Origin of the sequence: Pseudomonas sp. AM4(2022), assembly GCF_036346515.1 — a bacterium.
GTDB classification, from domain to species: domain Bacteria; phylum Pseudomonadota; class Gammaproteobacteria; order Pseudomonadales; family Pseudomonadaceae; genus Aquipseudomonas; species Aquipseudomonas paracarnis.
In genome coordinates this window covers 250453-271597 of the sequence record NZ_JAOTNW010000006.1, presented here as the reverse complement: position 1 = coordinate 271597, position 21145 = coordinate 250453, and the positions used below count along the sequence as shown (strand labels likewise).

The following is a 21145-nucleotide window of genomic DNA, read 5'->3' as shown; positions in this document are numbered from 1 at the left end:
CATGTTCGACAGAATCCTGGCTATATTCGTGTTGGCACTGGTACTGGGCTTGCCCCTGGGCCTGATCTTTCTGGTGACCGGGCAGTTCCTGATGGACTTCGTGTTCTTCTACCCGTTGTTCATGTCGGCGCTGTGGATCGCCGGTGGCCTGTATTTCTGGCTGCACTGGGAACGCCACTGGCCGTGGGAAGAAGACACGCCGGCGCCGACTCTGGCCGGCGAGCCGCTGATCTCGATCATCATCCCTTGCTACAACGAGGGCGATAACGTCGCCGACACCATTGATGCGGCCCTCGGCCAGTTGTACCCGAACATCGAAGTGATCGCGGTCAACGACGGCTCCAGCGACAACACCGCTGCGGTACTCGATGCCCTGGCACTGCAACACCCACGCCTGCGCGTGCTGCACCTGGCGCAGAACCAAGGCAAAGCCGTGGCCCTGCGCATGGGCGCGGTGGCCGCCCGCAGCGAATACCTGGTGTGCATCGACGGCGATGCTTTGCTCGACAAAAACGCGGCCGCCTACATGGTCGCGCCGATGCTCGACAACCCACGCTTGGGCGCCGTCACCGGTAACCCACGCATTCGTACCCGCTCGACCCTGATCGGCCGGGTGCAGGTGGGCGAGTTCTCCTCGATCATCGGTTTGATCAAGCGTACCCAGCGGGTGTTCGGCCGGATCTTCACGGTCTCCGGTGTGGTGGTGGCGTTTCGCAAGAAAGCCCTGGACCGCATCGACTACTGGAGCACCGACATGATCACCGAGGACATCGATGTCAGTTGGAAGCTGCAACTGGATCATTGGTCGATCTTCTACGAGCCGCGCGCCCTGTGCTGGATCCTCATGCCCGAGACCGTCGGCGGCCTGTGGAAACAGCGCCTGCGCTGGGCCCAGGGCGGCGCCGAAGTGCTGTTCAAGAATATTCGCGGCATCTGGCAATGGCGTCATCGCTACCTGTGGCCGCTGTTGTTCGAATACTGCCTGTCCACCGGTTGGGCCTTCACCTTCTTGCTGTCGGTGATCTTCTGGGCCGTGGGTAAATTCGTCACGCTGCCGGCGGCGATTACCGTGGACTCGTTGGTGCCACCCGCGTTTACCGGCCTGGTGCTGGCGATGGTGTGCCTGCTGCAGTTTGCGGTCAGCATCCTGATCGACCGGCGCTACGAAAAAGACCTGTGGAAAACCCTGTTCTGGACCGTGTGGTACCCGATGGTGTTCTGGCTGGTGAGCCTGTTCACCACCCTGGTCAGCTTTCCCAAGGTGTTGTTCAACCAGCATCAAAAACGCGCACGCTGGGTCAGCCCGGACCGTGGTATCAAACCTGCCCAAGAGGAGGCGTGAGCATGAAACTGGTCAGAACTCGCCAAAACACACTGATGTGGATCGTCGATGTGCTGCTGACCCTGCTGGCCTGGGGGGGGTTGATTTGGCTGCTGGCGCGAGGCATCAGCGCCATGCTTGAAACCCACGGGGGCCCACGCATTGAGGCGCCTATCTTTGCTGCGCTCAACACCTTGCAGGTTTACCTGTGGATTGCGCTGTTCAATGCGCTGATCCTGATCAGCTGGGCGCGCTATCAGCAGCATCGCGGGCGCAAATTCGCCCAGCGCCGTGCCGAGGCCAATGCGCTGAGCGACCAGCACCTGAGTGAAAGTTTCAACTTGGGTGATGGAGACCTCGAGCAACTGCGCCGCCCCGGCGTGCTGGTGATTCACAACGATGAAGAGGGCGGCGTCGAAGAAGTGAAATCCCACGTCTCCCGCGACGTCGAACGCCCCGGCTTGACCCTGGTACCCGACAAAGACAAGGGCATTGGCTAGAGTTAAGCGAATGCAATGCTCAAAGCAATGAAGATCCAATGTGGGAGCTGGCTTGCCTGCGAAAGCGGTAGTGCAGTAAGAGTTGCAGTGACTGACACACCGCCTTCGCGGGCAAGCCCGCTCTCACAGGTAGTATTTCCACCCATAGCCTGCAGTGGTTCACTCCTCTTGTTGGAATTCCGATAAATGGGATCCAATTCACAAAACTCCCGCGAACTTTTCCCCTTTCCTCGGTACTAACCTAACTCGACGAAACTTGATGGCTAAATAATGGCAATCAAAAACCCTTCGTCGAATTGCCATCAAAATCGCTGCCACTTGTCGGAATAATCACTTCCGGTGAATAGGCTTAGCCCTTTTGATGAAAATTTATCTTTATTAATCAATAGCTTGAAAACTATTTCAGCGAACGGCCCAACGTCGCCCGTTTCTAGGCGAGCTGGAAGTTCGATGTTAGTTTCGCGGCCCTTGATTTTCGATGGATCGAACATGTCTTCGTTATTGCCACGGACTCGGTTTCTTCTCTGCACGTTCCTGCTCACCTGCCTGAGCCTGAACAGTGCATCCGCCGCCCCCACGCCTGGCGATCAGGACTTGATCCGTGACCGGCAGAATCGCCTGCTCGAAGAGCAGCAGCGGCGCCTCCAGGAGCTTCAGGATTTGCCCGGCAAAGCGGACAAGCCCCAAGCCCCGGCAACCCCTGCCGACACCCGTTGCTTCCCGATCAAAACCATCGAACTCAAGGGCGCCGACAGCCTGCCGGTGCCCGACCGCGAGCGCTTGCTCAAGCCCTACATTGGCCAGTGCCTGGGCGTGTCCCAGCTTAACGACCTGCTCAAAACCATCACCGACTACTACCTCGGCAAAGGCCGGGTTACCAGCCGTGCCTACCTGCCGCAGCAAGACCTCTCCACCGGCCATCTGCAAGTGCTGGTGGTGGAAGGCAAGCTCGAAGCCCTGCGCAGCGCCGATGGCAGCACAGTGACCGACCGTGAGCTGGCCATGGCCTTTCCCGGCAAAGTCGGCGAAGCGCTGAACCTGCGTGAAATCGAGCAACTGGTGGACCAGCTCAACCGCCTGCCGTCCAAACAAGCGCAGATGGAGCTCACCCCCGGCAAGCAAATCGGCGGCAGCGACGTGGTGGTCAAGAACACTGCGCAAAAGCCCTGGCGCGCCAGCCTGTCGCGCAATAACGACGGGCAGAAAAGCACCGGTGAGCAGCAATGGGGCGCTGGCCTTGAGTGGGACAGCCCGCTGGGCCTGGGCGACCAACTGATGCTGCGCGGCGGCCACGATGCCATCAGCGACCACCAGAAAACCTCGAAAAACACCATGCTCTACTACAACGTGCCCTGGGGCTGGTGGAACTTCAGCTACACCTACAGCGAGAGCGACTACCGCACCTACGGCATCGCCGACGGCTTCAAATACAAGCAGGACGGCGACAACCAGAACCACCAACTGCGCGCCGAGCGGGTGATCCACCGTGATGACGTCAGCAAGACCTCGGTCAACGTCGGCCTGGCGCACCTGCGCACCAACAACTACATCCTCGACGTGCGCACCGCGCCCAGCAGCAACCGCCTCAGTGAACTGCAACTGGGCGTCAACCACGGGCGGCGCATCGGCAGTGCCTTCGTCAACCTGGACCTGGGCATGCAAAGCGGCATCGGCCTGCTCGACGCCCAGGCCCAAGACGAGCGTGACCCAGCAGGCCGTCGCCAGCCGAACTCGCGCTACCGCAAATACACCGCCACCGTCAGCTACCTGCAACCGTTCAGCCTGTGGGGCGAGTCGTTCAGCTTCAGCAGTTTGGCCACCGGGCAACGCAGTGAAGACCCGCTGTTTTCGCCGCAGCGCATGAGCCTTGGCGGCTCGGCCTCGGTGCGCGGTTTCAAGGACCAATTGCTGACCGGCGACAGCGGCGGCTACTGGCGCAACGAAGTGCGCTGGGCGCGCCCGGTGACCCTCGACTGGATGCGCCCGGCCTTCTTCGAATACGGCGCCAGCGTCGGTTACGACCAGGGCGTGATCCGCAACGACCGCTACAACGACAACGTTCATGGCCGGGTGTCCAGCAACTCCCTGGAGCTGTTCGCCCGTGGCAAACACGTCAGCACCAGCGTGACCTTTGCTCATTCGTTAGAAAGACCCGGTGTAGTCACCGAGCGCGAAGCGCCGATCTACTTCCGCATGGATTTCTTCCTGTAATTCAACGCCCCGCTGCATGAGAGCCTGACAATGGATGTTCGCCAATTCGCCTTCCTGGCCCGCCAACCTTCTGCCGCCCTGAAGCGCCGGGACGCGTTCTTCGGCCTGCCCAAGCGCGGGCTGGCGTTGATCCTCGCCAACGCATTGTTCTGGCAGCCGCTGCTGGCCCAGGCCGAGGGCATTGTGGTCAGTGCGCCGGGCACCACCGTAGGCGCGGCGGGCAATGGCGTGCCGGTGGTGAACATCGCCACCCCCAATGGCGCGGGCTTGTCCCATAACCAGTTCAAGGACTACAACGTCGGGCCCAACGGCGTGATCCTCAACAATGGCAACGGCGCCATGGTCAACACCCAACTGGGCGGGATCATTGTCGGCAACCCCAACCTCAAGGGCGGCGCGGCGAACGTCATCCTCAACGAAGTCAACGGCGGCAGCCCCAGCCAGTTGCGCGGCTATACCGAAGTGGCGGGGCAGTCGGCCAAGGTCATCGTGGCCAACCCGTACGGTGTGACGTGCAGCGGTTGCGGCTTTATCAACACCCCCAACGTCACCCTCACCACCGGCAAACCCGTACTCGACGCAAGCGGCCAGTTGCAGCGCTATGAAGTGGATGGCGGCGCCGTGACCATCGACGGCGAAGGCTTGAACGCCAGCAACGTCGAACGCTTCGACATCATCACCCGCTCCGCCAAGATCAACGCACAAATCAACGCCCGCGAACTCAACGTGATCGCCGGGCGCAACGACGTCGACGCGCAAAGCCTGAAAACCACCGCCCGTGCCGACGACGGCAGCGCCAAGCCCGAGCTGGCGATCGACTCCTCGGCCCTGGGCGGCATGTATGCCGGCGCGATCAAACTGGTGGGCACTGAAGCCGGTGTGGGCGTGAAGCTCGACGGCACCCTGGCCGCCAGTGGCGGCGATATTCAGCTCGACGCCAACGGGCGTCTGAGCATGGCGCAGGCGGCGGCCACCGGTAACGTCAAAGTCACCGCGCAAAACGTCGACCTCACCGACAAGGTCTACGCCAACGGCAATGTGCAGGTCACCAGCGCCCAAGCCTTAGTCAACCGTAAGAGCATCGCCGCCGGCCAGCGCATCGATATCAACGCGGCCAGCGTAAATAACCCCGGCATCATCGAAGCCGGCGTCGCCGCCGATAACAGCCGCAACACCACGGGCGATCTGGTGGTGAACGCGCAAACCGTCACCACCAGCGGCAACCTGCTGGCCAGCCGCGCACTGGCGATCACCGCCGCGCAAGCGCTGACCAACCAGGGCGCGATCATCCAGGCCAAGACCGTCGAGGTCAGCAGCGCCAAACTCACCAACCAGGGCGTCACTGCGCGCCTGTTCGGTGAGCAGAGCCTGGCGATCAACTCGCCGGCCATCGTCAACCTTGGCGGCCTGATCCGCTTCGGCGAAGGCCAGGCCGCCACGCTCAACAGCGCGTCCCTGGACAACCGCCAGGGCCGTATCGAAATGGCCGGTGGCAGCCTGGTGCTCACCAGTGCCGACCTGAACAACAGCGGCGGGCAAGTCATCGCCAACGACCTGACCGTCAACGCCGGCAGCCTGAACAACCAGAACGGCGTGTTGGTGGCCAAAACCGCGACCGTCACTGCCAGCAACCTCGACAACAGCCTCAAGGGCTTGATCCAGGCCGACGGTGGCGCGCTCAACCTCGCCGTTTCCAACACCTTCAACAACAACCAGGGTTTCGCCCAGGCTAGCACCGATCTGAACGTCACTGCCGGCACCCTCAGCAGCAACGCAGGCGGCGTACTGAGCGCCGACACCGGCAAGCTCACCCTCACCGCCGCGCAACAGCTCAACAACGCCCAGGGCCGCTTGCAGGCCGGGCAGGGCGATATCGAACTGCACGCCGCCCACCTGGATAACCAGAGCGGCACAATCGTCGGCAAGCAACTGCTGCTCGACGTGGCTGGCGGCGATATCGACAACCGCGCCGGGCGCGTGTTGGGCGACCACCTCGACGTACGCGCTTCCGGCCTCGACAACCGCAACGCCGGCCTGCTGGCCGGTGGTGCCCAGGGTGTAAGCCTGCTGCTCAAAGGCCCGGGCCAGTTGCTCAACGCCCAAGGCCGCATTCAGAGCGAGGGCCTGCTGCAACTGCAAGGCGAGCGCTTCGACAACAGCGCTGGCATCCTGCTGGGCCAGACCGTCGACGTCACCGCGCAGACCTTCAACAACAGCAACAAAGGCGCGCTGGTCAGCGATGGCGGTGACGTGGTGCTCAAGGTCAGCGACCTGCTCACCAACGTCGGCGGCCAGATCGACGCGGGCGAACGCAGCGTGCTGGTCAAGCAACTCACCACCCTCAACAACGACGGCGGCACCCTGCGCGGCAAGCGCCTGGACATCGCCGCCCAGCACCTGAACAACGACAACGGCCAACTGCTGGCCGGCGCCGAAGGCCTGAGCTACAGCGGCCAGGATGTGAGCAACCGCAAGGGCCTGATCCTCAGCGGCGGCGCGCTCACCGAGTTGAATGCCATCCGCCTGGATAACCAGGGCGGCACCGTGCAGGGCGACAGCCTGAGCGTCACCGCGAACAGCGTCGACAACGCCAGCGGCGGCCTGATGGCAAGCCTGGTCGGCAACCTGCAGCTCACTGTCGAAGCCCTGGCCAACCGTGGCGGCAAGCTGTTCGGCAAAGAACAAGTGACCGTCAGCGGCGCCACCCTCGACAACAGCGCGGGCCAGATCAGCGGCAATCAGATCAACCTGACCTCACGCGACACCCTCAGCAACCAGGGCGGTTTGGTCGAAGCCAACCAGGGCCTGACCCTCACCGGCGGCAACCTCGATAACAGCGCCAACGGCCAACTGCGCGCCCTGGGCGGCGCCAGCAGCCGCGTCAACCTCAGCGGTGCGTTGAACAACCAGAACGGCACCCTCGAATTCGGCAGCCAGGCCTTCAACCTTGACGCCGCCAGCCTCAACAACCAGAACGGCATGCTGCAACACGCCGGCACCGGCCTGTTCCACCTCAACACCGCCAGCCTCTCCGGCAGCCAGGGCAATATTCAGGGCATGGGCAGCGCCGACTGGGCCTTCGGCAAGGTCGATGGCCTGGGCCGCGTGCAACTCAACGACGTGCTCACCTACAAGAGCGACCAAGGGCTGGCCCTCAAGGCCGGCGACCGCTTGGCCAGCGCCAAGGGCTTGATCCTCAACGTGGCCAGCCTGGACAACGGCGGCGAACTGCTCAGCGACGGTGACATCAGCATCACCACCGGCGATATCACCAACAGCGGCCGCGTCTCGGCCCTGCAAACACTCACCGTCGCCGCCAACAACCTCAGCCAGAACGGCGGCCGCCTGGCGGCCACCAATACGCGCCTGACCCTGGGCGGCACCCTGGACAACCTCGGGTTCCTCACGGCCCGTCAGCAGCTGGATATCGCCGCCGCGCAAATCAACAACCGCGGCACCCTCGGTGCCCAGGGCGCAGTGAACCTCACGGCGATCAACGGCATCACCAATGCCGCCGACACGCTGCTGTTCAGCGGCGGTGACATGACCCTGCGCAGCAATGGCTTCAGCAACAGCTATGGCGATGTCTACAGCAAAGGCAACCTGAGCTTCGCCGCCCGCGATGGCGGGCGTGCCGTGCTGTTCAGCAACCGCTCCGGCACCGTGGAAAGCGAAGGCTCCATCGCTATCAATGCAGGCTTTATCGAAAACGCCAAAGACGAATTCGAACTCGGGCAAACGCTGACCACCGGCAGCTTGAGTTGGATCTGTGGCCAGCACTGCGGCGAAAGCGACAACTGGGAACGTGGCGAGATCACCATCTACGAGACGTACCTTGAGGCGGCGACCAAGGACTCGGTAGCGGCACGCCTGGTGGCGGGCAAAAACATGCTGCTGCAAGGCGACACTGTGCAGAACCGCTACAGCCTGATGGCCGCCAATGGCGACCTGAGCATCACTGCCGGTGACCTGCTCAACCAGGGCGCCGCCACGCGCACGGGCCAGCGCAAGCTTGTCATCGGCACGCCAGGTCACGTCTCCGACGATTTGTTTGAACGCATGCAATATGTCGACGTGCCCGCGTTCAATGCGGCCACGGCGGCTGGGAATTTCGACAAGGCGCGCTTCGAAGAACTCAAAAGCCGCTCACCCAATAGCCTGCCGTTCGCCTACGCAAGTGACGTCACCACCTGGACCAACAACAGCGGCCCCGGCTACGACGCCACCCTGCAAGCTGGCGGCACGGTCAACCTCAACGTCGCCCGCACCCTGCAAAACGGCACGCTGCACAACAACACCCTGGCGCAGTTGACCGGCACCCTCGGCGACGACCAGACCGGCATCCCCGTCGGCGGCATCAACATCAACTTGAGCAAACACGCCAACGACCCGAGCGCCCAGGCGCCCGGCAGCGTGCTGCCCGTCGTGGGCGTGGCCCCCGGTGGCGGCTTCGTGCCCGTGGACTACACCGGCACCGCGTTCGCGCCGGTCGACCCCACCAGTTCGCCGACCTTCCAACTGCCCAAGGGCGAGTACGGCCTGTTCGTCAAAAACGCCGACCCCACCAGCCACTACCTGATCGAGACCAACCCCGAATTCACCTCGGCGTCGGGCTTCTTCAGCTCCGACTACATGCTCGGCAAACTCGGTTTCAATTCCGACAATGCCTGGCGCCGCCTCGGTGACGGCCAGTACGAAACCCGCCTGATCCGCGACGCCGTCCTCGCGCAAACCGGCCAACGCTTCCTCGCCGGCGGCCTGTACAGCGACGCCGACCAGTTCCGCTACCTGATGGACAACGGCCTTGCCAGCAAAGACGCGCTGCGCCTGAGCCTGGGCGTGGCCCTCACCGAACAGCAAGTCGGCGCCCTGACCCACGACATCGTGTGGATGGAAAACCGCGTCATCGAAGGCCAGACCGTGCTCGTACCGGTGCTGTACTTGGCCCAGGCCGACTCGCGCAACGTGCGCGGCAACAGCCTCATCCAGGGCCGCGACCTCAACCTGGTCACCGGCGGCGACCTGATCAACGTCGGCACCCTGCGCGCCAGCAACAACCTCTCCGCCATCAGCAGCGGCAGTATCTACACCGGCGGCCTGGTCGAAGCCGGCAACAACCTCAACCTGCTGGCCCAAGACAGCATCCGCAACGCCATGGCCGGTGAAATTCGCGGCAAGCAAGTCAGCCTCACGGCGCTCAAAGGCGACATCACCAACGAAACCACCGCCATCCAGGTGCGTGACGGCGCCGGCATGCGCACCCTCACCGACACCAGCGCCGGCACCATCGTCGCCCGCGAAAACCTCGCCATCGACGCCGGCCGCGACCTCACCAATCGAGGCGCACTGGTAGCGGGCAACGACGCCAACCTCACCGCTGGCCGCGACCTCAACCTCATCGCTGCCAGCGACACCAGCGTCAAACACGAGACCCGCGACGGCGGCGAGAAATCCAGCATCACCACCGACGTCAAAAACCTCGCCGCCAGCGTCACGGCGGGCGGCAACCTCAACATGCAGGCCGGGCAAGACGTCAACATCATCGGCAGCACCGCCACCGCCGGCAAAGACCTCACCATCGCCGCCGGCCGCGACCTCAACGTCACCTCGGTCAGCGACATGCACAACGTCGAGGGCAAGGAAAAGGATGGCAAAAAACGCATCAAGACCTCGGACGACCAGACCAGTCAAGTGGCGAGCGTACTGACGGCGGGTGGGGATTTTGTCAGCCAGGCTGGGCGTGACACCACGATCGTGGCGAGCAGGATCAGCGCGGGGAATGAGGCTTATCTGTATAGCGGGGATAAGTTGAACCTGCTGGCGGCGCAGAACAGCACTTACAGCCTTTACGACATGAAGGAGAAGGGTGGCTGGGGCGCGAAGAAGACCAAGCGTGATGAGGTGACCCACGTCACGAATGTGGGGACTGAGATCAAGACTGGTGGTGATCTGGTACTCAAAAGTGGAGGCGACCAGACCTATCAACTTGCCAAGCTTCAGAGCGGCCGGGACATCACTTTGGATAGCGGTGGCGCGATTACCTTTGAGGCGGTCAAGGATCTACATCAAGAAAGCCATGAAAAAAGCAAGAACAGCCTGGTTTGGACCAGCGCCAAAGGCAAAGGAAATACTGACGAAACGTTGCGCCAGAGCCAGCTGATTGCGCAGGGACAAGTGGTTATTAAAGCCGTAGATGGCTTGAAGATTGACGTCACGCATGTTGATCAGCAAACGGTTAGTCAGGCCATTGATGCGATGGTGAAGGCAGATCCGCAGTTGGCTTGGCTGAAAGAGGCTGAGAAACGTGGGGACGTGGACTGGCGCAGGGTTCAGGAGGTTCACGATAGCTTTAAATACGATAACTCTGGCTTAGGTGGCGGCGCATCTTTAGTCATTGCAATTATTGTCACCTACTTTACGTGGGGCGCCGGTGCGGGTCTTGTCGGCGCAGCCTCCACTAGCGCAACGGGCATTGCCGCAAGCTCAGTAGTGTCCGCAGCTGCCGTAAATGCCACGACAAGCACCATCAATAATCGTGGCAATCTTGGCGCAGTGGCTAAAGATGTCACCTCCAGCGATAGCCTGAAAGGCTATGCGGTTGCCGGCATTAGCGGCGGCTTTATGCCTAGCAGCCTCGGTGCTCAGCTTGCCGTTCGATCAGCCCTGAACACGCTCACTAACGGTGGGAAGTTCAAGGATAACGTTGTGCAAGCCGCGATCAGCATGGCTGCAGACGGCCTAAGTGGCGCGATTTTCGACCGAGTGGGTGATTCACTATTGGGCAGTGGCCTTCCTAAGAAAATCGCTGTACATGCGATTGTGGGTGGGTTGATTGGCGAGGCCGCGGGGGGCGACTTCCGAACTGCGGCCTTAGCCGCCGGAGCTAACGAAGCGTTGATCAGCCTGGTCGGTGAAAAAATCTTTCCGGGTGAGGCGCACGAACGAGTTCTGGCAATGACCTCCCAGTTAGTCGGGATGACGGTTGCCGCAGCAGCAGGTGGAGATGCAAAGGCTCAGGAAAAAGCGGCATGGGTGGCTCAGCAAGCTACGGTCTATAACAATCTGAATCACGTTGAGGCTGAGAATCTACTTAAAGAAATTAAGGACTGCCGCGCAACCAAGACCTGCGGTGAAGCCAAAATAAAAGAAATATTGAATAAATATGAAGATATTTCTGCGGACAACTCCAGCCCCATCAAGGACTGCCCGACGCGAAAATGTGTCGACGATATCCTGAATAGTTCGGTTCGAATGGACAGTCCTGTTGCACAGGAACTGCTTAGCCTGCTGCGACAGACGACGTATGACACGCCTGGATTGCTTCAAGGGAACCCTAGTGACGTGGTTTCACAATCGCCTAACCCAAGTGGATGGGGCGATATGTTTGCTGCGGATAAGCAGGTGGCTTTTGCTAAGAATCTTCAAGAAGGCTGGTTGACCCCAGAAGAATCGGCTGATGTTGAACGCTGGAATGACTCTACAAGGTGGGTCGATCGTGCTGTAGGCCGGAAGCTGGAGGCCAAGGAAAAAGCATACATATTGACTGAGCTCGGGACCGCCGCTGCAATGGTCTTACTCGCTGGTCGTGCGGCCAGTGGTGCCTCAAGCAAAGGTGGAAGTACGACGCCTGCCGAAATTAGTCCTACGTATCGCGAGCTTCAGGGTATAAATAAAGGCTTCCAAGCTCACCACACGCTCCCTCAGTATCTAGGAAAGATGTTGGGGTACTCAAAAAATGACATGATGGATCACCCCGCAACATTGATCACTCAATACTCGCATACTGGTAAGCTGAACCCGGATGCCATGCATAAAGCTATAAGTAAATATCTGCCTCCAATGGTAGGGGGTAAAGCCGCTAGCTATACTCCAGATCAGATCAGTACTGGGTTGCAAAAAGCGTATGGAGATATTGGACGTCCTGAGCTTTTTAAATCGGTACAGCATTTAATCAAATAAGGAGGGTGAGTTATGTCGGACAAACAAGTATATGAGCTAACGATTGATGATCTTGATAGTTCTAGCGTTTGGTTCTTTCCTATGGACGACACTGTCGAGGATGAATTAACTGTACGCCCCCTCGCCGAACAGGAAACGTGCTCAGACTTTCAGGTTGTCGTTAGAGCTGATTTTTTTGGTGAAAGTGGCGCTGTGTATCGCGGTTATTTGTATTGGGACTCCAATGCCGCAATTGAATACTTAAAGCCTGTTGTATTGTCTGATAAGGGAGACGCTGTAAGTTTTTGGAGCGGCATAGTCACTCCAGCGTGGGATAGTTCGGAGTTTGCCGGTTCGATTAGATCCGAGCTGCCTATTTCTTATACCTCAGAACCGGTTTTCGGTCTTCCTTCCATTTGCGGAAAGCTGGAGGGACTTTATTATCTTTCTGATGATCAGGTGTGCTGCGTTAAATGACGCGAGAAAAGGGGGGTGATTTATTTAAATTTACGCTGGGAGCTATTAAATAAATCTGTCCCCTTTATTCGCATATGGATCAAGACCGATTCCACGAGGAACTCTCATATTCTGATTGGACATCCAAGTGTTCAGATTTTAGTATTTTTAATACCAGATGCTGAGAGATATTGGATGAAGAGCGGTGATCTCTGGAAGTTCCGCTATATCTAGTCGTGGTGTTGAGACGATTTATTCGTGAATCTGACGCAAAAATAGCCTTTCGTCGTGCTATAACTAAGGTGGGCATTAAGATTTGATGGGCGAAGTTGCGTTTGCTTAGGGGGTAAGTCTTTTGGGTTTAGTTTTAAGTTTGCCTAGCTTTCAAGAGTGTTATATATGAGAAAAATTTTCGTGATTTTTTGCACTTTATTTCTGCTGGGTGGTTGCGTAACACAAGACCTGAGCATTGAAAACCGCCATAAAATCACGACGGTCACTATTTTGCCTGCCCCGTTTTCGGAGCAGCAGTTCAAATACACGAGTATGGATCAAGCCTGGGGTGCCGGCTTAGGTGCCGGTGCCGGAGCGGCTGTGGGAATGGCATCGGACTCTTCCAAAGTCGCTACCAGTGCTATGGCTGGCGTGGGGGTGGTAGCGGGCGCGAAAGTAGCTGATGGTGGAGTTTTAAGTCCACGGCAGGCAATTTTGTTGAATTTGCAGCGCAACAAAATAGATCCAGGGAAGTTGTTTAAGCAGCAGCTGGAAGCGCGGATCAGTGCTGAGCATTTATTCAAAGTTGTACCGGAGGGCGGCCGGGCCGATGCGCATATAGAATTCGTCGTGTCCGAATGGGGCTTTGCCTTGAAAAACTACAGTGCAGAGCTTTATCCCACAGTGGGCATTGTAGCGACCATGAAGCTCGGCGACGCAGTAGTTTGGAGGAATTTCGAAACTGTAACAGCGTTCAGTGAGGGAAATGTCCAGGCGTATACACCTCAGGAGTACGCAACAAACCCTGAAGCTCTCCGTAGCGCTTTGCAGAATGCTTTCGAGTTAGTGATAGCTAAACTAATAGCTGATTTGAAACAATAGGTGCTATAAGGCGTATGGAAAAAAGGGTGCGAGAAAAGGGTACAGATTTATTTGAATAATAGAAAAGTAGAAAAGGGGGCAGATTTATTTTAATTAAAGTTTAAAGGCGCATTAAATAAATCTGTCCCCTTTTGTTCTCTATGTTGCTCCGCCGATTTCAATGGATGGGAAGGTCATCGTTGAGGGTAATCATCGCTACATTGCTGCTAAAATCTTAGGCCGGACTCCGGATGTGAATCCTGGAACATTACCGCCGAATAAAGCTGGCTTAACTAAGCCAATGTCTGAGGTGAAGGTGGATCCGGTGGATTGGGGAAATAAATGATTAATATTAATTTTGAGACGGGCGAGATATTAGCTTTACCTTTGGATAGTTTTGTCGGTGCAAGTTTGAAAGGGTTGCAGTTGCATCGCGCTATATTTGATGAGCTTAATATTGGAAGTGCCGACTTTTCTGGTTCGAATCTGAGAAATGCCTCATTTATTAACGCGTTTATAGATCGAGCTATATTTGATCGAGCAGCTCTGATGAATTCAATTTTTATGAATTCAGTTATGAGTAATACTTCTTTCGCAGGCGCAATGGCAGCATTTGCTGATTTTGCGGGTGCAAATCTTTCATGTGCAAGTTTTGAGGGTGCTGATATTGGTGGTGCGAGCTTTATTAGATCAAATTTATGTGGCGCTGATCTTTGTGCAAATAGAATCGAAGAGGCGGTTTTTTTGGGCGCTACGTATAATGATGCTACTGTCTGGCCAAGTGGGTTTCGACCAGAAAGTTATGGTGCGATTAAAGTGCTTAAATGAGAGTAGAAAAGGGGGGTTATTTATGTTAGAGTTGAAAAGCATATTAAATAAATCTGTCCCCTTTTGTTGTGCTTTCTACAATTTGGTGGTTGACCCGGGTAGGGTCGGATCAAGTCATATATTTAGACTTAAAAAATATTTGGGTGCGGTCATAGTAAGTGAAGAAGTGAAACGGCGACTTATGGCAGCTGGTGTTGTCGGCGTGCTGTTTGATTCTGTTAATGGTGATAAAGAAACCGTTGCCTAGTTAGTCAGGTAGTTGGGAGGAGGGCGGCGAATTTATTTAATTCGTGGTGGTAATACAAAGGCTATTGAGTAAGTCTGCCCCCTTTTGTTGTGTTTAATTACATGGGGGCGATTTGTGTCGTATAAACAAGTATATGAGCTAACGATTGATGATCTTGATAGCTATAGCATTTGGTTTTTTCCGATAGACGACACCGTGGAGGACGAATTAACTGTACGCCCCCTCGCCGAACAGGAAACGTGCTCAGATTTTCAGATTATCGTTAGAGCTGATTTTTTTGGTGAAAGTGGCGCCGTGTATCGCGGTTATTTGTATTGGGACTCCAATGCCGCAATTGAATACGTAAAGCCTGTTGTATTGTCTGATAAGGGAGACGCCGTAAATTTTTGGAGCGGTATAGTAACTCCCGCGTGGGAAAGTTCGGAGTTCGCCGGTTTGATTAGATCCGAGCTGCCTATTTCTTATGCCTCAGAACCGATTTTTGGCCTTCCTTCCATTTGCGGAACACTGGAGGGGCTTTATTATCTTTCTGATGATCAAGTTTGCTGCGTGAAATGACGAAAAAAGTGGACCGGTTTATTTGGTTGGATTGCTCACGCACAAAGCAGGCGACACAAAGGCCGCCCGATTTTCACTCAGGACGGATCGGCATTCAGCCTGCGACTGATGACATCCAGCAAATCACACCCGTCGCGCAGCGGAATGGCCAGCAAGTGGGCGAAGTCTGAAAGCACTACGGCATCGCTGCTGAGTTGTTCGCGGAAGGCCAGATTCTCCAGCAGTTGGGTGACGGCCCGAATGCGGTGCACGGCGGCGTCGTGAAGGACGTCGAGAGGTGCCTGGGTGTCGATGATCAGGGCTGGGATGGTGCAGTCGTGGCCAGTTAGAGGCATATATCGATTCATAGTTAACACTCTGTTTTGATGGTCGAGGCCACCACTCAATCGTCGCCAAACGAATGGGTGGCAGCTGTACGCAGGTTGGCGAACCGGCAACAGAGTAAACCGGCAGACCCGGAGGTCTCCCGCGCACAGCCGCCATAACGAGCACAGCTTTGCGGGTGCAAAAACACCTGCATGAAGCGGATTGCTTTTGCACTCTGTTGTCAGGTCGCCAAACCTGATCGCCGTATGGGCGACGGCCGGACTATAAGCCCCTCACCCAAAACCGCGCAAGGCATCACAGCAATGGCACAATGCTTCGGGCCATGCCATAAAAATGAGACCCCGCCATCATCGGCACTCTCAAAACCGCTCTACCGTTACCCACAAGGAAGAAATACATGATCAAGTTGTTCTGCAAAGCCGCTGTCGTTCTGTCCCTGGCCACGCTGTTTGGCTGTTCCTCGACGCCGTCGGTGGAGAAGATGCAGGCTGACGTGGCGAACTATTCGCTGCCCAAGGCCGCCGTGGCCGATAAAGGTTTGGTGTACGTCGTGCGCCCTAGCAATGTCGGGATGATGGTGCGGTTCAACGTGTTCCTGGATGACAAGGAAGCCGACTCGGAGATGGGTTACAACCGTGGTAACCAGTACATCTATTTTTTCGTGACGCCGGGCAAACACGTGATCAGCTCCAAGGCTGAAAACTGGGCGGATATGCCGATTGATGTAAAGGCGGGCGAGGTGGTTTACCTCAAGCAGGAGGTCGAAATGGGCTTCGCCGTGGCGCGTAACAGCCTCAAAGCGCTGAGCGAAGTCGAAGGCCGTTATCTGGTCAAGGATGCGTCCTTGGGCACCATTGCCAAAGAAAGCAAATGAGTTGAGCCAGTGTGTCGGCAGGGTCCAGGCCCTGCCGACTTCTCGTATTCACTGCAAGCATTAAAGGATTGATGTGAAAAACCTCCTTTTCATTCTCCTCACCACCCTCATCCTCGGCGGTTGCGTCAGCCACCCCCTCACTCCCGAAAACCGCGCGCAGATCAAGACCGTTAAAGTCCTGCCGGTGAAGTGGGAAAAGAACATGGTGTACTTCGGCCGTGAACAGGCCTGGGGCGCGGCCCTGGGGGCCGGGGTTGGTGCCGGTGTTGGCATGGCCAGCGGGGCGTCTAAATTGGGTACTGCGGCGTTGAGTGGCGCCGGGTTTGCCGGCGGCATGAAGCTTGGGCAGTTGGCCGAGATGCCGACGCCGGTGGCTATTCTGACGGTGATGGAGGCGGAAAAACTCGATGTAGGTGTGTTGCTCAAGCAGGGCTTTGTCGATGAGTTGGGCAAGACTTCGACGCTCAAGGTGGTCGGCGATGATGAGCCCGCCGATGCGCAGATCCAGCTGACCGTGTCCGAGTGGGGTTTTCGCCTGACCCAGGGTTTCAGCAGTGTGATTTACCCCACCCTTAACGTGATGGCGCAGATGGATCGCGGCGATGAAATGGTCTGGCGCACCTTTGAAGCGGTTACGCCGTTCAATGGCCAGAACGTCTACGGCTATACCCCGTTGACCTACCGCACTGACCCTGAAGCCTTGCGGCGGGCGTTGACAGGGATTACGCAGATTTCTGCGCAGTATCTGGTGAAGGAGCTCAAGTAGGTCTGTGCGAAGGCTGGCGGCTGTTGGTGGGCGGGCTTGGACTAATACCAGTCAGGGTTAAACGCAGTTCCCCTGTGGGAGCGGGCTTGCCCGCGAAGGCGGTGTGTCAGTCGCTGCATCTGTTGCTGCACTACCGCTTTCGCAGGCAAGCCAGCTCCCACATTGGATCTTCGTTGCTTTGAGTATTGCGGTCGGCAGTCATACGGCCGAAACAACTTGAGAACCGCTCTCAACCCCGTAAAATGCCGCAGCCGTTGCATCACCGTCTTTCAGGGAAGAACTCAGGCCAGCGCGCTTTAAGGCTGCCTTTCTCCTTGGAAAACCCGGCAACGCTGATTTCCTCACCCAAGGAGCACCCTGTGAAGACACTGTCCAAAATCCTGCTGTCGGGCCTCACCGCCGCGGCGCTGTTGACCGTGGCCGGTTGCGCCACCGAGAGCAACCGCGCGATGCCGGTGGAGCAAGTCGCCAGCGCCCACGTGGCCTATTCCGGCGTGCGTGTGCCGATTGCCGTGGGCAAGTTCGACAACCGCTCCAGCTACATGCGCGGCATCTTCTCCGATGGCGTCGACCGTCTCGGCGGCCAGGCCAAGACCATCCTCATCACCCACTTGCAGCAGACCAACCGCTTCAGCGTGCTGGACCGCGACAACATGGGCGAAATCTCCCAGGAAGCCAAAATCAAAGGCACCGTGCAGAAGCTCAAGGGCGCTGACTACGTAGTGACTGGCGATGTGACCGAGTTCGGCCGCAAAGAGACCGGCGACCGCCAGCTGTTCGGCATCCTCGGCCGTGGCAAGACCCAAGTGGCCTACGCCAAAGTTGCGTTGAATATCGTCAACATCAATACCTCCGAAGTGGTGTATTCCACCCAGGGCGCCGGTGAGTACGCGCTGTCCAACCGTGAAGTGATCGGCTTCGGCGGCACCGCCAGCTATGACTCCACCCTCAATGGCAAGGTGCTGGACCTGGCCATGCGCGAAGCGATCAACCGCTTGGTCGACGGCATCAACGCCGGCGCCTGGAACCCGCGTAACTGATCAGCCACACCACAAGGAGCAGTACACGGATGAGCAAGGCAGTGAAGTTAGCGCTGACGCTGGCAGCAATCGCGGCGGTCACCGGGTGCCAGACGGCGCCCCAGCCCCTGTATCAATGGGAGAGCTACCAGCCGCAGGTTTACGAGTACTTCAAGGGCGAGCCCAAGGAAGCGCAGGTGGAAGCACTGGAGCGCGACCTGCAGAAGATCAACGCCAGTGGCCGCAAGGCGCCGCCGGGTTACCACGCGCACCTTGGCATGCTGTACATGAACATGGGCAAGGATGACCAGATGGTGCAGGAGTTTCGCACCGAGAAGGCCCTGTTCCCTGAGTCTGCTGCGTACATGGACTTTCTGTTGAAAAACGCCAAAGCCGGAGTCGCCACCAAATGAGCCTGTTAAAACTCACCGGCGCCTTGCTGGCCCTGGCGTTGCTCGGCGGTTGCGCCGCGCCCAAGACGGTAGATTATTCGGCGTACAAACAGGCGCGGCCCAAGTCGATCCTGGTACTGCCGCCGATCAATGAATCGCCGGAAGTGCAGGCGTCATACAGCCTGGTGTCGCAAGTCACCTACCCGCTGGCCGAAGCCGGCTACTACGTGTTGCCGATTGCCCTGGTGGACGAGACCTTCCGCCAGAACGGCCTGACCACCGCCAACGATATCCAGGCCGTACAGCCGGCCAAGCTGCATGACATATTTGGTGCGGACGCGGCGCTGTACATCACCATCAGCGAGTACGGCACTCAGTACATGCTGATCTCCAGCGACACCTCGGTGACGGCCTCGGCCAAACTGGTGGACCTGCGCACCGGCACCACCCTGTGGACCGGTTCGGCGCGGGCGTCGAGCGAGGAGGGCAATAACAACGGTGGCGGCCTGGTGGGCATGTTGATCACGGCGGCGGTCAAGCAGGTGATCAATAGCTCTACCGATGCGGCGCACCCGATTGCCGGTATCACCAGTGCGCGGTTGCTGTCGGCAGGGCAACGCACCGGCATCTTGTACGGCCCGCGTAACCCGAAATACGGCACGGACTAAGAGAACACCGCCATACAAATGTGGGAGCTGGCTTGCCTGCGATAGCGGTGGGCCAGTGCTGGAAAGGCTGGCTGACACACCGCTATCGCAGGCAAGCCAGCTCCCACATTGATCGGGGTGAATTTCGAGGGTTTAACCCGAACCCAACCTACCTCGCGTCTGACCTTGTGAACGGCTCATTCATTCACGAGGTTCAGCCCCATGTCCCGCCCTCTGCTTTACCTGCGTCCCGCTGCCCAAGGCTTCACCGTTACCCTGCTGGTAGCGCTGGCCGGGTGTGGGCTGTCTTCCTCACCCGAGGTGGCCAAACCTGCACAACCCACCGCCGAGTTGTACAGCGCGCCAGTTGAGGGCGCGATGGCCAAACGCATGGCCATGCCGGCACCGATGGCGGTGCGTGAAATGGCGATGATGAATGACCGCAGCGAACCCCGCGAGCAATACGCCAACCTGCCCGACAACCCGGTGCACCGCGTCGCCGAAACCCCGGTCTCCACCTTCAGCGTGGATGTCGACACGGGCAGCTACGCCAACGTACGGCGCTTCCTCAACCAAGGCCGCCTGCCGCCCGAAGGCGCGGTGCGGTTGGAGGAAATGGTCAACTACTTCCCCTACAATTACGCACTGCCCACCGATGGCTCACCTTTTGGCGTCACCACCGAAGTCGCCGCCACGCCGTGGAACCCGCGCACAAAACTGCTGCGCATTGGCATCAAGGCTTCCGATAAAACCGTGGCAGAACTGGCACCCGCCAACCTGGTGTTCCTGGTGGACGTGTCCGGCTCCATGGACCGCCGAGAAGGCTTGCCGCTGGTCAAGAGCACGCTGAAGTTACTGGTGGATCAACTGCGTGATCAGGACCGTGTGTCACTGGTGGTCTACGCCGGTGAATCCCGCGTGGTGCTCAAACCCACCTCCGGGCATGACAAAGCCAAGATCCGCAACGCCATCGACCAACTCACCGCCGGCGGTTCCACCGCAGGCGCGTCCGGCATCGAACTGGCCTACCAGATGGCCCGCGAAGGGTTTATCGACCAAGGCATCAACCGCATCCTGCTGGCCACCGACGGCGACTTCAACGTGGGCATCAGCGACTTCGACAGCCTCAAGCAAATGGCTGCGGACCAGCGCAAAAGCGGCGTATCGCTGACCACCCTCGGCTTTGGCGTGGACAACTACAACGAACACCTGATGGAACAACTGGCCGACGCGGGCGACGGTAACTACGCCTACATCGACAACCTGCGCGAAGCGCGCAAAGTGCTGGTGGAGCAACTCAGTTCGACCCTGGCGGTGGTGGCGCGGGATGTGAAACTGCAGGTGGAATTCAACCCGGCGCAGGTCAGCGAATACCGCCTGCTGGGTTATGAAAACCGCGCCCTGAAGCGTGAGGATTTCAACAACGACAAGGTCGATGCCGGTGAGATCGGCGCAGGGCACACGGTGACCGCGCTGTATGAAATCGTGCCCAAGGGCGAGAAGGGCTGGTTGGAGCCTCTGCGTTACGCCGCCGCGCCTGCGACCGAAGGCCAATCCGATGAGCTGGCGATGCTACGGGTGCGCTACAAGCCCGCTGCGGCCGGTAACAGCCAGTTGATCGAACGCCCCATCGCCAACCAGGCTACCCCGGCCAGCGACGACCTACGCTTCGCGTCTGCCGTGGCCGCCTTCGCCCAACAGCTCAAGGGCGATGGCCGCTACACTGGCACCATGAGTTTGCAAGACACCGCCAAATTGGCACGCTCGGCCCGCGGCGATGACCCCTTCGGGCTGCGCAACGAATTCGTGCAACTGGTGGAGCTGGCCCAAAGCCTCAAACCCTGATCTCGCTCACAACCGAGATCAAATGTGGGAGAGGGCTTGCTGCTAAAGCTTTTTGTAGGAGCGAGCTTGCTCGCGAAAAACTCACAGGCACCGCGTTTATCCAGGAAGCACGCGTTATCGTTGACGTTCTTCGCGAGCAAGC

The 21145-nt window shown here is 58.3% G+C and carries 16 protein-coding genes; 15 read left to right on the top strand and 1 reads right to left on the bottom strand.

Translation table 11 applies throughout. The features are described from left to right. Nucleotide 1 precedes the first annotated feature (1 nt). The 9 genes from pgaC to ODQ19_RS10975 all read left to right on the top strand — a co-directional run bounded on the left by pgaC (nt 2) and on the right by ODQ19_RS10975 (nt 15133). Nucleotides 2–1342: a poly-beta-1,6-N-acetyl-D-glucosamine synthase gene (gene pgaC, locus ODQ19_RS11020; protein WP_116666381.1), complete on the top strand. Its 1341-nt coding sequence runs from the start codon at nt 2–4 to the stop codon at nt 1340–1342. Nucleotides 1343–1344: 2 nt separating this feature from the next. Beyond that, nucleotides 1345–1821 carry a poly-beta-1,6-N-acetyl-D-glucosamine biosynthesis protein PgaD gene (gene pgaD / locus ODQ19_RS11015; RefSeq protein WP_116666380.1) on the top strand — a complete coding sequence of 159 codons (477 nt, stop codon included), beginning with the start codon at nt 1345–1347 and terminating at the stop codon, nt 1819–1821. A 489-nt stretch (nt 1822–2310) separates the two neighbouring features. Then, nucleotides 2311–4032, top strand: a complete 1722-nt coding sequence (locus ODQ19_RS11010) for a ShlB/FhaC/HecB family hemolysin secretion/activation protein (protein ID WP_330210031.1) — start codon at nt 2311–2313, stop codon at nt 4030–4032. Nucleotides 4033–4062: 30 nt separating this feature from the next. Beyond that, on the top strand, nt 4063–11991 hold the full coding sequence (locus ODQ19_RS11005; protein ID WP_330210030.1) for a two-partner secretion domain-containing protein: 7929 nt from the start codon (nt 4063–4065) through the stop codon (nt 11989–11991). Nucleotides 11992–12003: 12 nt separating this feature from the next. Next, the gene (locus tag ODQ19_RS11000) at nt 12004–12447 is read left to right on the top strand and encodes a hypothetical protein (protein WP_330210029.1); all 444 of its coding nucleotides are present in this window, start codon (nt 12004–12006) and stop codon (nt 12445–12447) included. A 378-nt stretch (nt 12448–12825) separates the two neighbouring features. Then, nucleotides 12826–13521, top strand: coding sequence for a hypothetical protein (locus tag ODQ19_RS10990; protein WP_330210028.1), 696 nt, complete (start codon nt 12826–12828; stop codon nt 13519–13521). Between the two features lie 321 nt (nt 13522–13842). Next, nucleotides 13843–14328, top strand: a complete 486-nt coding sequence (locus ODQ19_RS10985; protein WP_330210027.1) for a pentapeptide repeat-containing protein — start codon at nt 13843–13845, stop codon at nt 14326–14328. 22 nt (nt 14329–14350) lie between these two features. Then, the gene (locus ODQ19_RS10980) at nt 14351–14575 is read left to right on the top strand and encodes an imm11 family protein (RefSeq protein WP_330210026.1); all 225 of its coding nucleotides are present in this window, start codon (nt 14351–14353) and stop codon (nt 14573–14575) included. A gap of 114 nt (nt 14576–14689) precedes the next feature. Further along, nucleotides 14690–15133, top strand: a complete 444-nt coding sequence (locus ODQ19_RS10975) for a hypothetical protein (protein ID WP_330210025.1) — start codon at nt 14690–14692, stop codon at nt 15131–15133. A 77-nt stretch (nt 15134–15210) separates the two neighbouring features. Here ODQ19_RS10975 and ODQ19_RS10970 read toward each other — a convergent pair whose 3' ends face one another. Further along, the gene (locus ODQ19_RS10970; RefSeq protein ID WP_057725484.1) at nt 15211–15468 is read right to left on the bottom strand and encodes a hypothetical protein; all 258 of its coding nucleotides are present in this window, start codon (nt 15466–15468) and stop codon (nt 15211–15213) included. A gap of 473 nt (nt 15469–15941) precedes the next feature. On the opposite strand from ODQ19_RS10970, the gene ODQ19_RS10965 reads away from it, so the two are divergent. The 6 genes from ODQ19_RS10965 to ODQ19_RS10940 all read left to right on the top strand — a co-directional run bounded on the left by ODQ19_RS10965 (nt 15942) and on the right by ODQ19_RS10940 (nt 21003). Continuing rightward, nucleotides 15942–16334: a DUF2846 domain-containing protein gene (locus ODQ19_RS10965; protein ID WP_171905465.1), complete on the top strand. Its 393-nt coding sequence runs from the start codon at nt 15942–15944 to the stop codon at nt 16332–16334. 73 nt (nt 16335–16407) lie between these two features. After that, the gene (locus ODQ19_RS10960; protein ID WP_330210024.1) at nt 16408–17100 is read left to right on the top strand and encodes a hypothetical protein; all 693 of its coding nucleotides are present in this window, start codon (nt 16408–16410) and stop codon (nt 17098–17100) included. A 359-nt stretch (nt 17101–17459) separates the two neighbouring features. Then, nucleotides 17460–18140 carry a CsgG/HfaB family protein gene (locus ODQ19_RS10955; protein WP_005783620.1) on the top strand — a complete coding sequence of 227 codons (681 nt, stop codon included), beginning with the start codon at nt 17460–17462 and terminating at the stop codon, nt 18138–18140. Between the two features lie 29 nt (nt 18141–18169). Further along, nucleotides 18170–18532, top strand: a complete 363-nt coding sequence (locus ODQ19_RS10950; protein WP_073524455.1) for a DUF4810 domain-containing protein — start codon at nt 18170–18172, stop codon at nt 18530–18532. After that, a complete protein-coding gene (locus ODQ19_RS10945) occupies nt 18529–19179 on the top strand; it encodes a DUF799 domain-containing protein (RefSeq protein WP_005783625.1) in 651 nt (216 codons plus the stop codon). Before ODQ19_RS10950 ends, ODQ19_RS10945 begins: the two co-directional genes overlap by 4 nt. A gap of 201 nt (nt 19180–19380) precedes the next feature. Next, nucleotides 19381–21003, top strand: coding sequence for a vWA domain-containing protein (locus ODQ19_RS10940; RefSeq protein WP_330210023.1), 1623 nt, complete (start codon nt 19381–19383; stop codon nt 21001–21003). Nucleotides 21004–21145 lie beyond the last annotated feature (142 nt).

Bases quoted from the DNA above. Each gene is read 5' to 3' on its own strand.
- pgaC (WP_116666381.1), top strand. From the start codon at position 2: ATGTTCGACAGAATCCTGGCTATATTCGTGTTGGCACTGGTACTGGGC.
- pgaD (WP_116666380.1), top strand. From the start codon at position 1,345: ATGAAACTGGTCAGAACTCGCCAAAACACACTGATGTGGATCGTCGAT.
- ODQ19_RS11010 (WP_330210031.1), top strand. From the start codon at position 2,311: ATGTCTTCGTTATTGCCACGGACTCGGTTTCTTCTCTGCACGTTCCTG.
- ODQ19_RS11005 (WP_330210030.1), top strand. From the start codon at position 4,063: ATGGATGTTCGCCAATTCGCCTTCCTGGCCCGCCAACCTTCTGCCGCC.
- ODQ19_RS11000 (WP_330210029.1), top strand. From the start codon at position 12,004: ATGTCGGACAAACAAGTATATGAGCTAACGATTGATGATCTTGATAGT.
- ODQ19_RS10990 (WP_330210028.1), top strand. From the start codon at position 12,826: ATGAGAAAAATTTTCGTGATTTTTTGCACTTTATTTCTGCTGGGTGGT.
- ODQ19_RS10985 (WP_330210027.1), top strand. From the start codon at position 13,843: ATGATTAATATTAATTTTGAGACGGGCGAGATATTAGCTTTACCTTTG.
- ODQ19_RS10980 (WP_330210026.1), top strand. From the start codon at position 14,351: ATGTTAGAGTTGAAAAGCATATTAAATAAATCTGTCCCCTTTTGTTGT.
- ODQ19_RS10970 (WP_057725484.1), bottom strand. From the start codon at position 15,468: ATGCCTCTAACTGGCCACGACTGCACCATCCCAGCCCTGATCATCGAC.
- ODQ19_RS10965 (WP_171905465.1), top strand. From the start codon at position 15,942: ATGCAGGCTGACGTGGCGAACTATTCGCTGCCCAAGGCCGCCGTGGCC.
- ODQ19_RS10950 (WP_073524455.1), top strand. From the start codon at position 18,170: ATGAGCAAGGCAGTGAAGTTAGCGCTGACGCTGGCAGCAATCGCGGCG.
- ODQ19_RS10945 (WP_005783625.1), top strand. From the start codon at position 18,529: ATGAGCCTGTTAAAACTCACCGGCGCCTTGCTGGCCCTGGCGTTGCTC.
- ODQ19_RS10940 (WP_330210023.1), top strand. From the start codon at position 19,381: ATGTCCCGCCCTCTGCTTTACCTGCGTCCCGCTGCCCAAGGCTTCACC.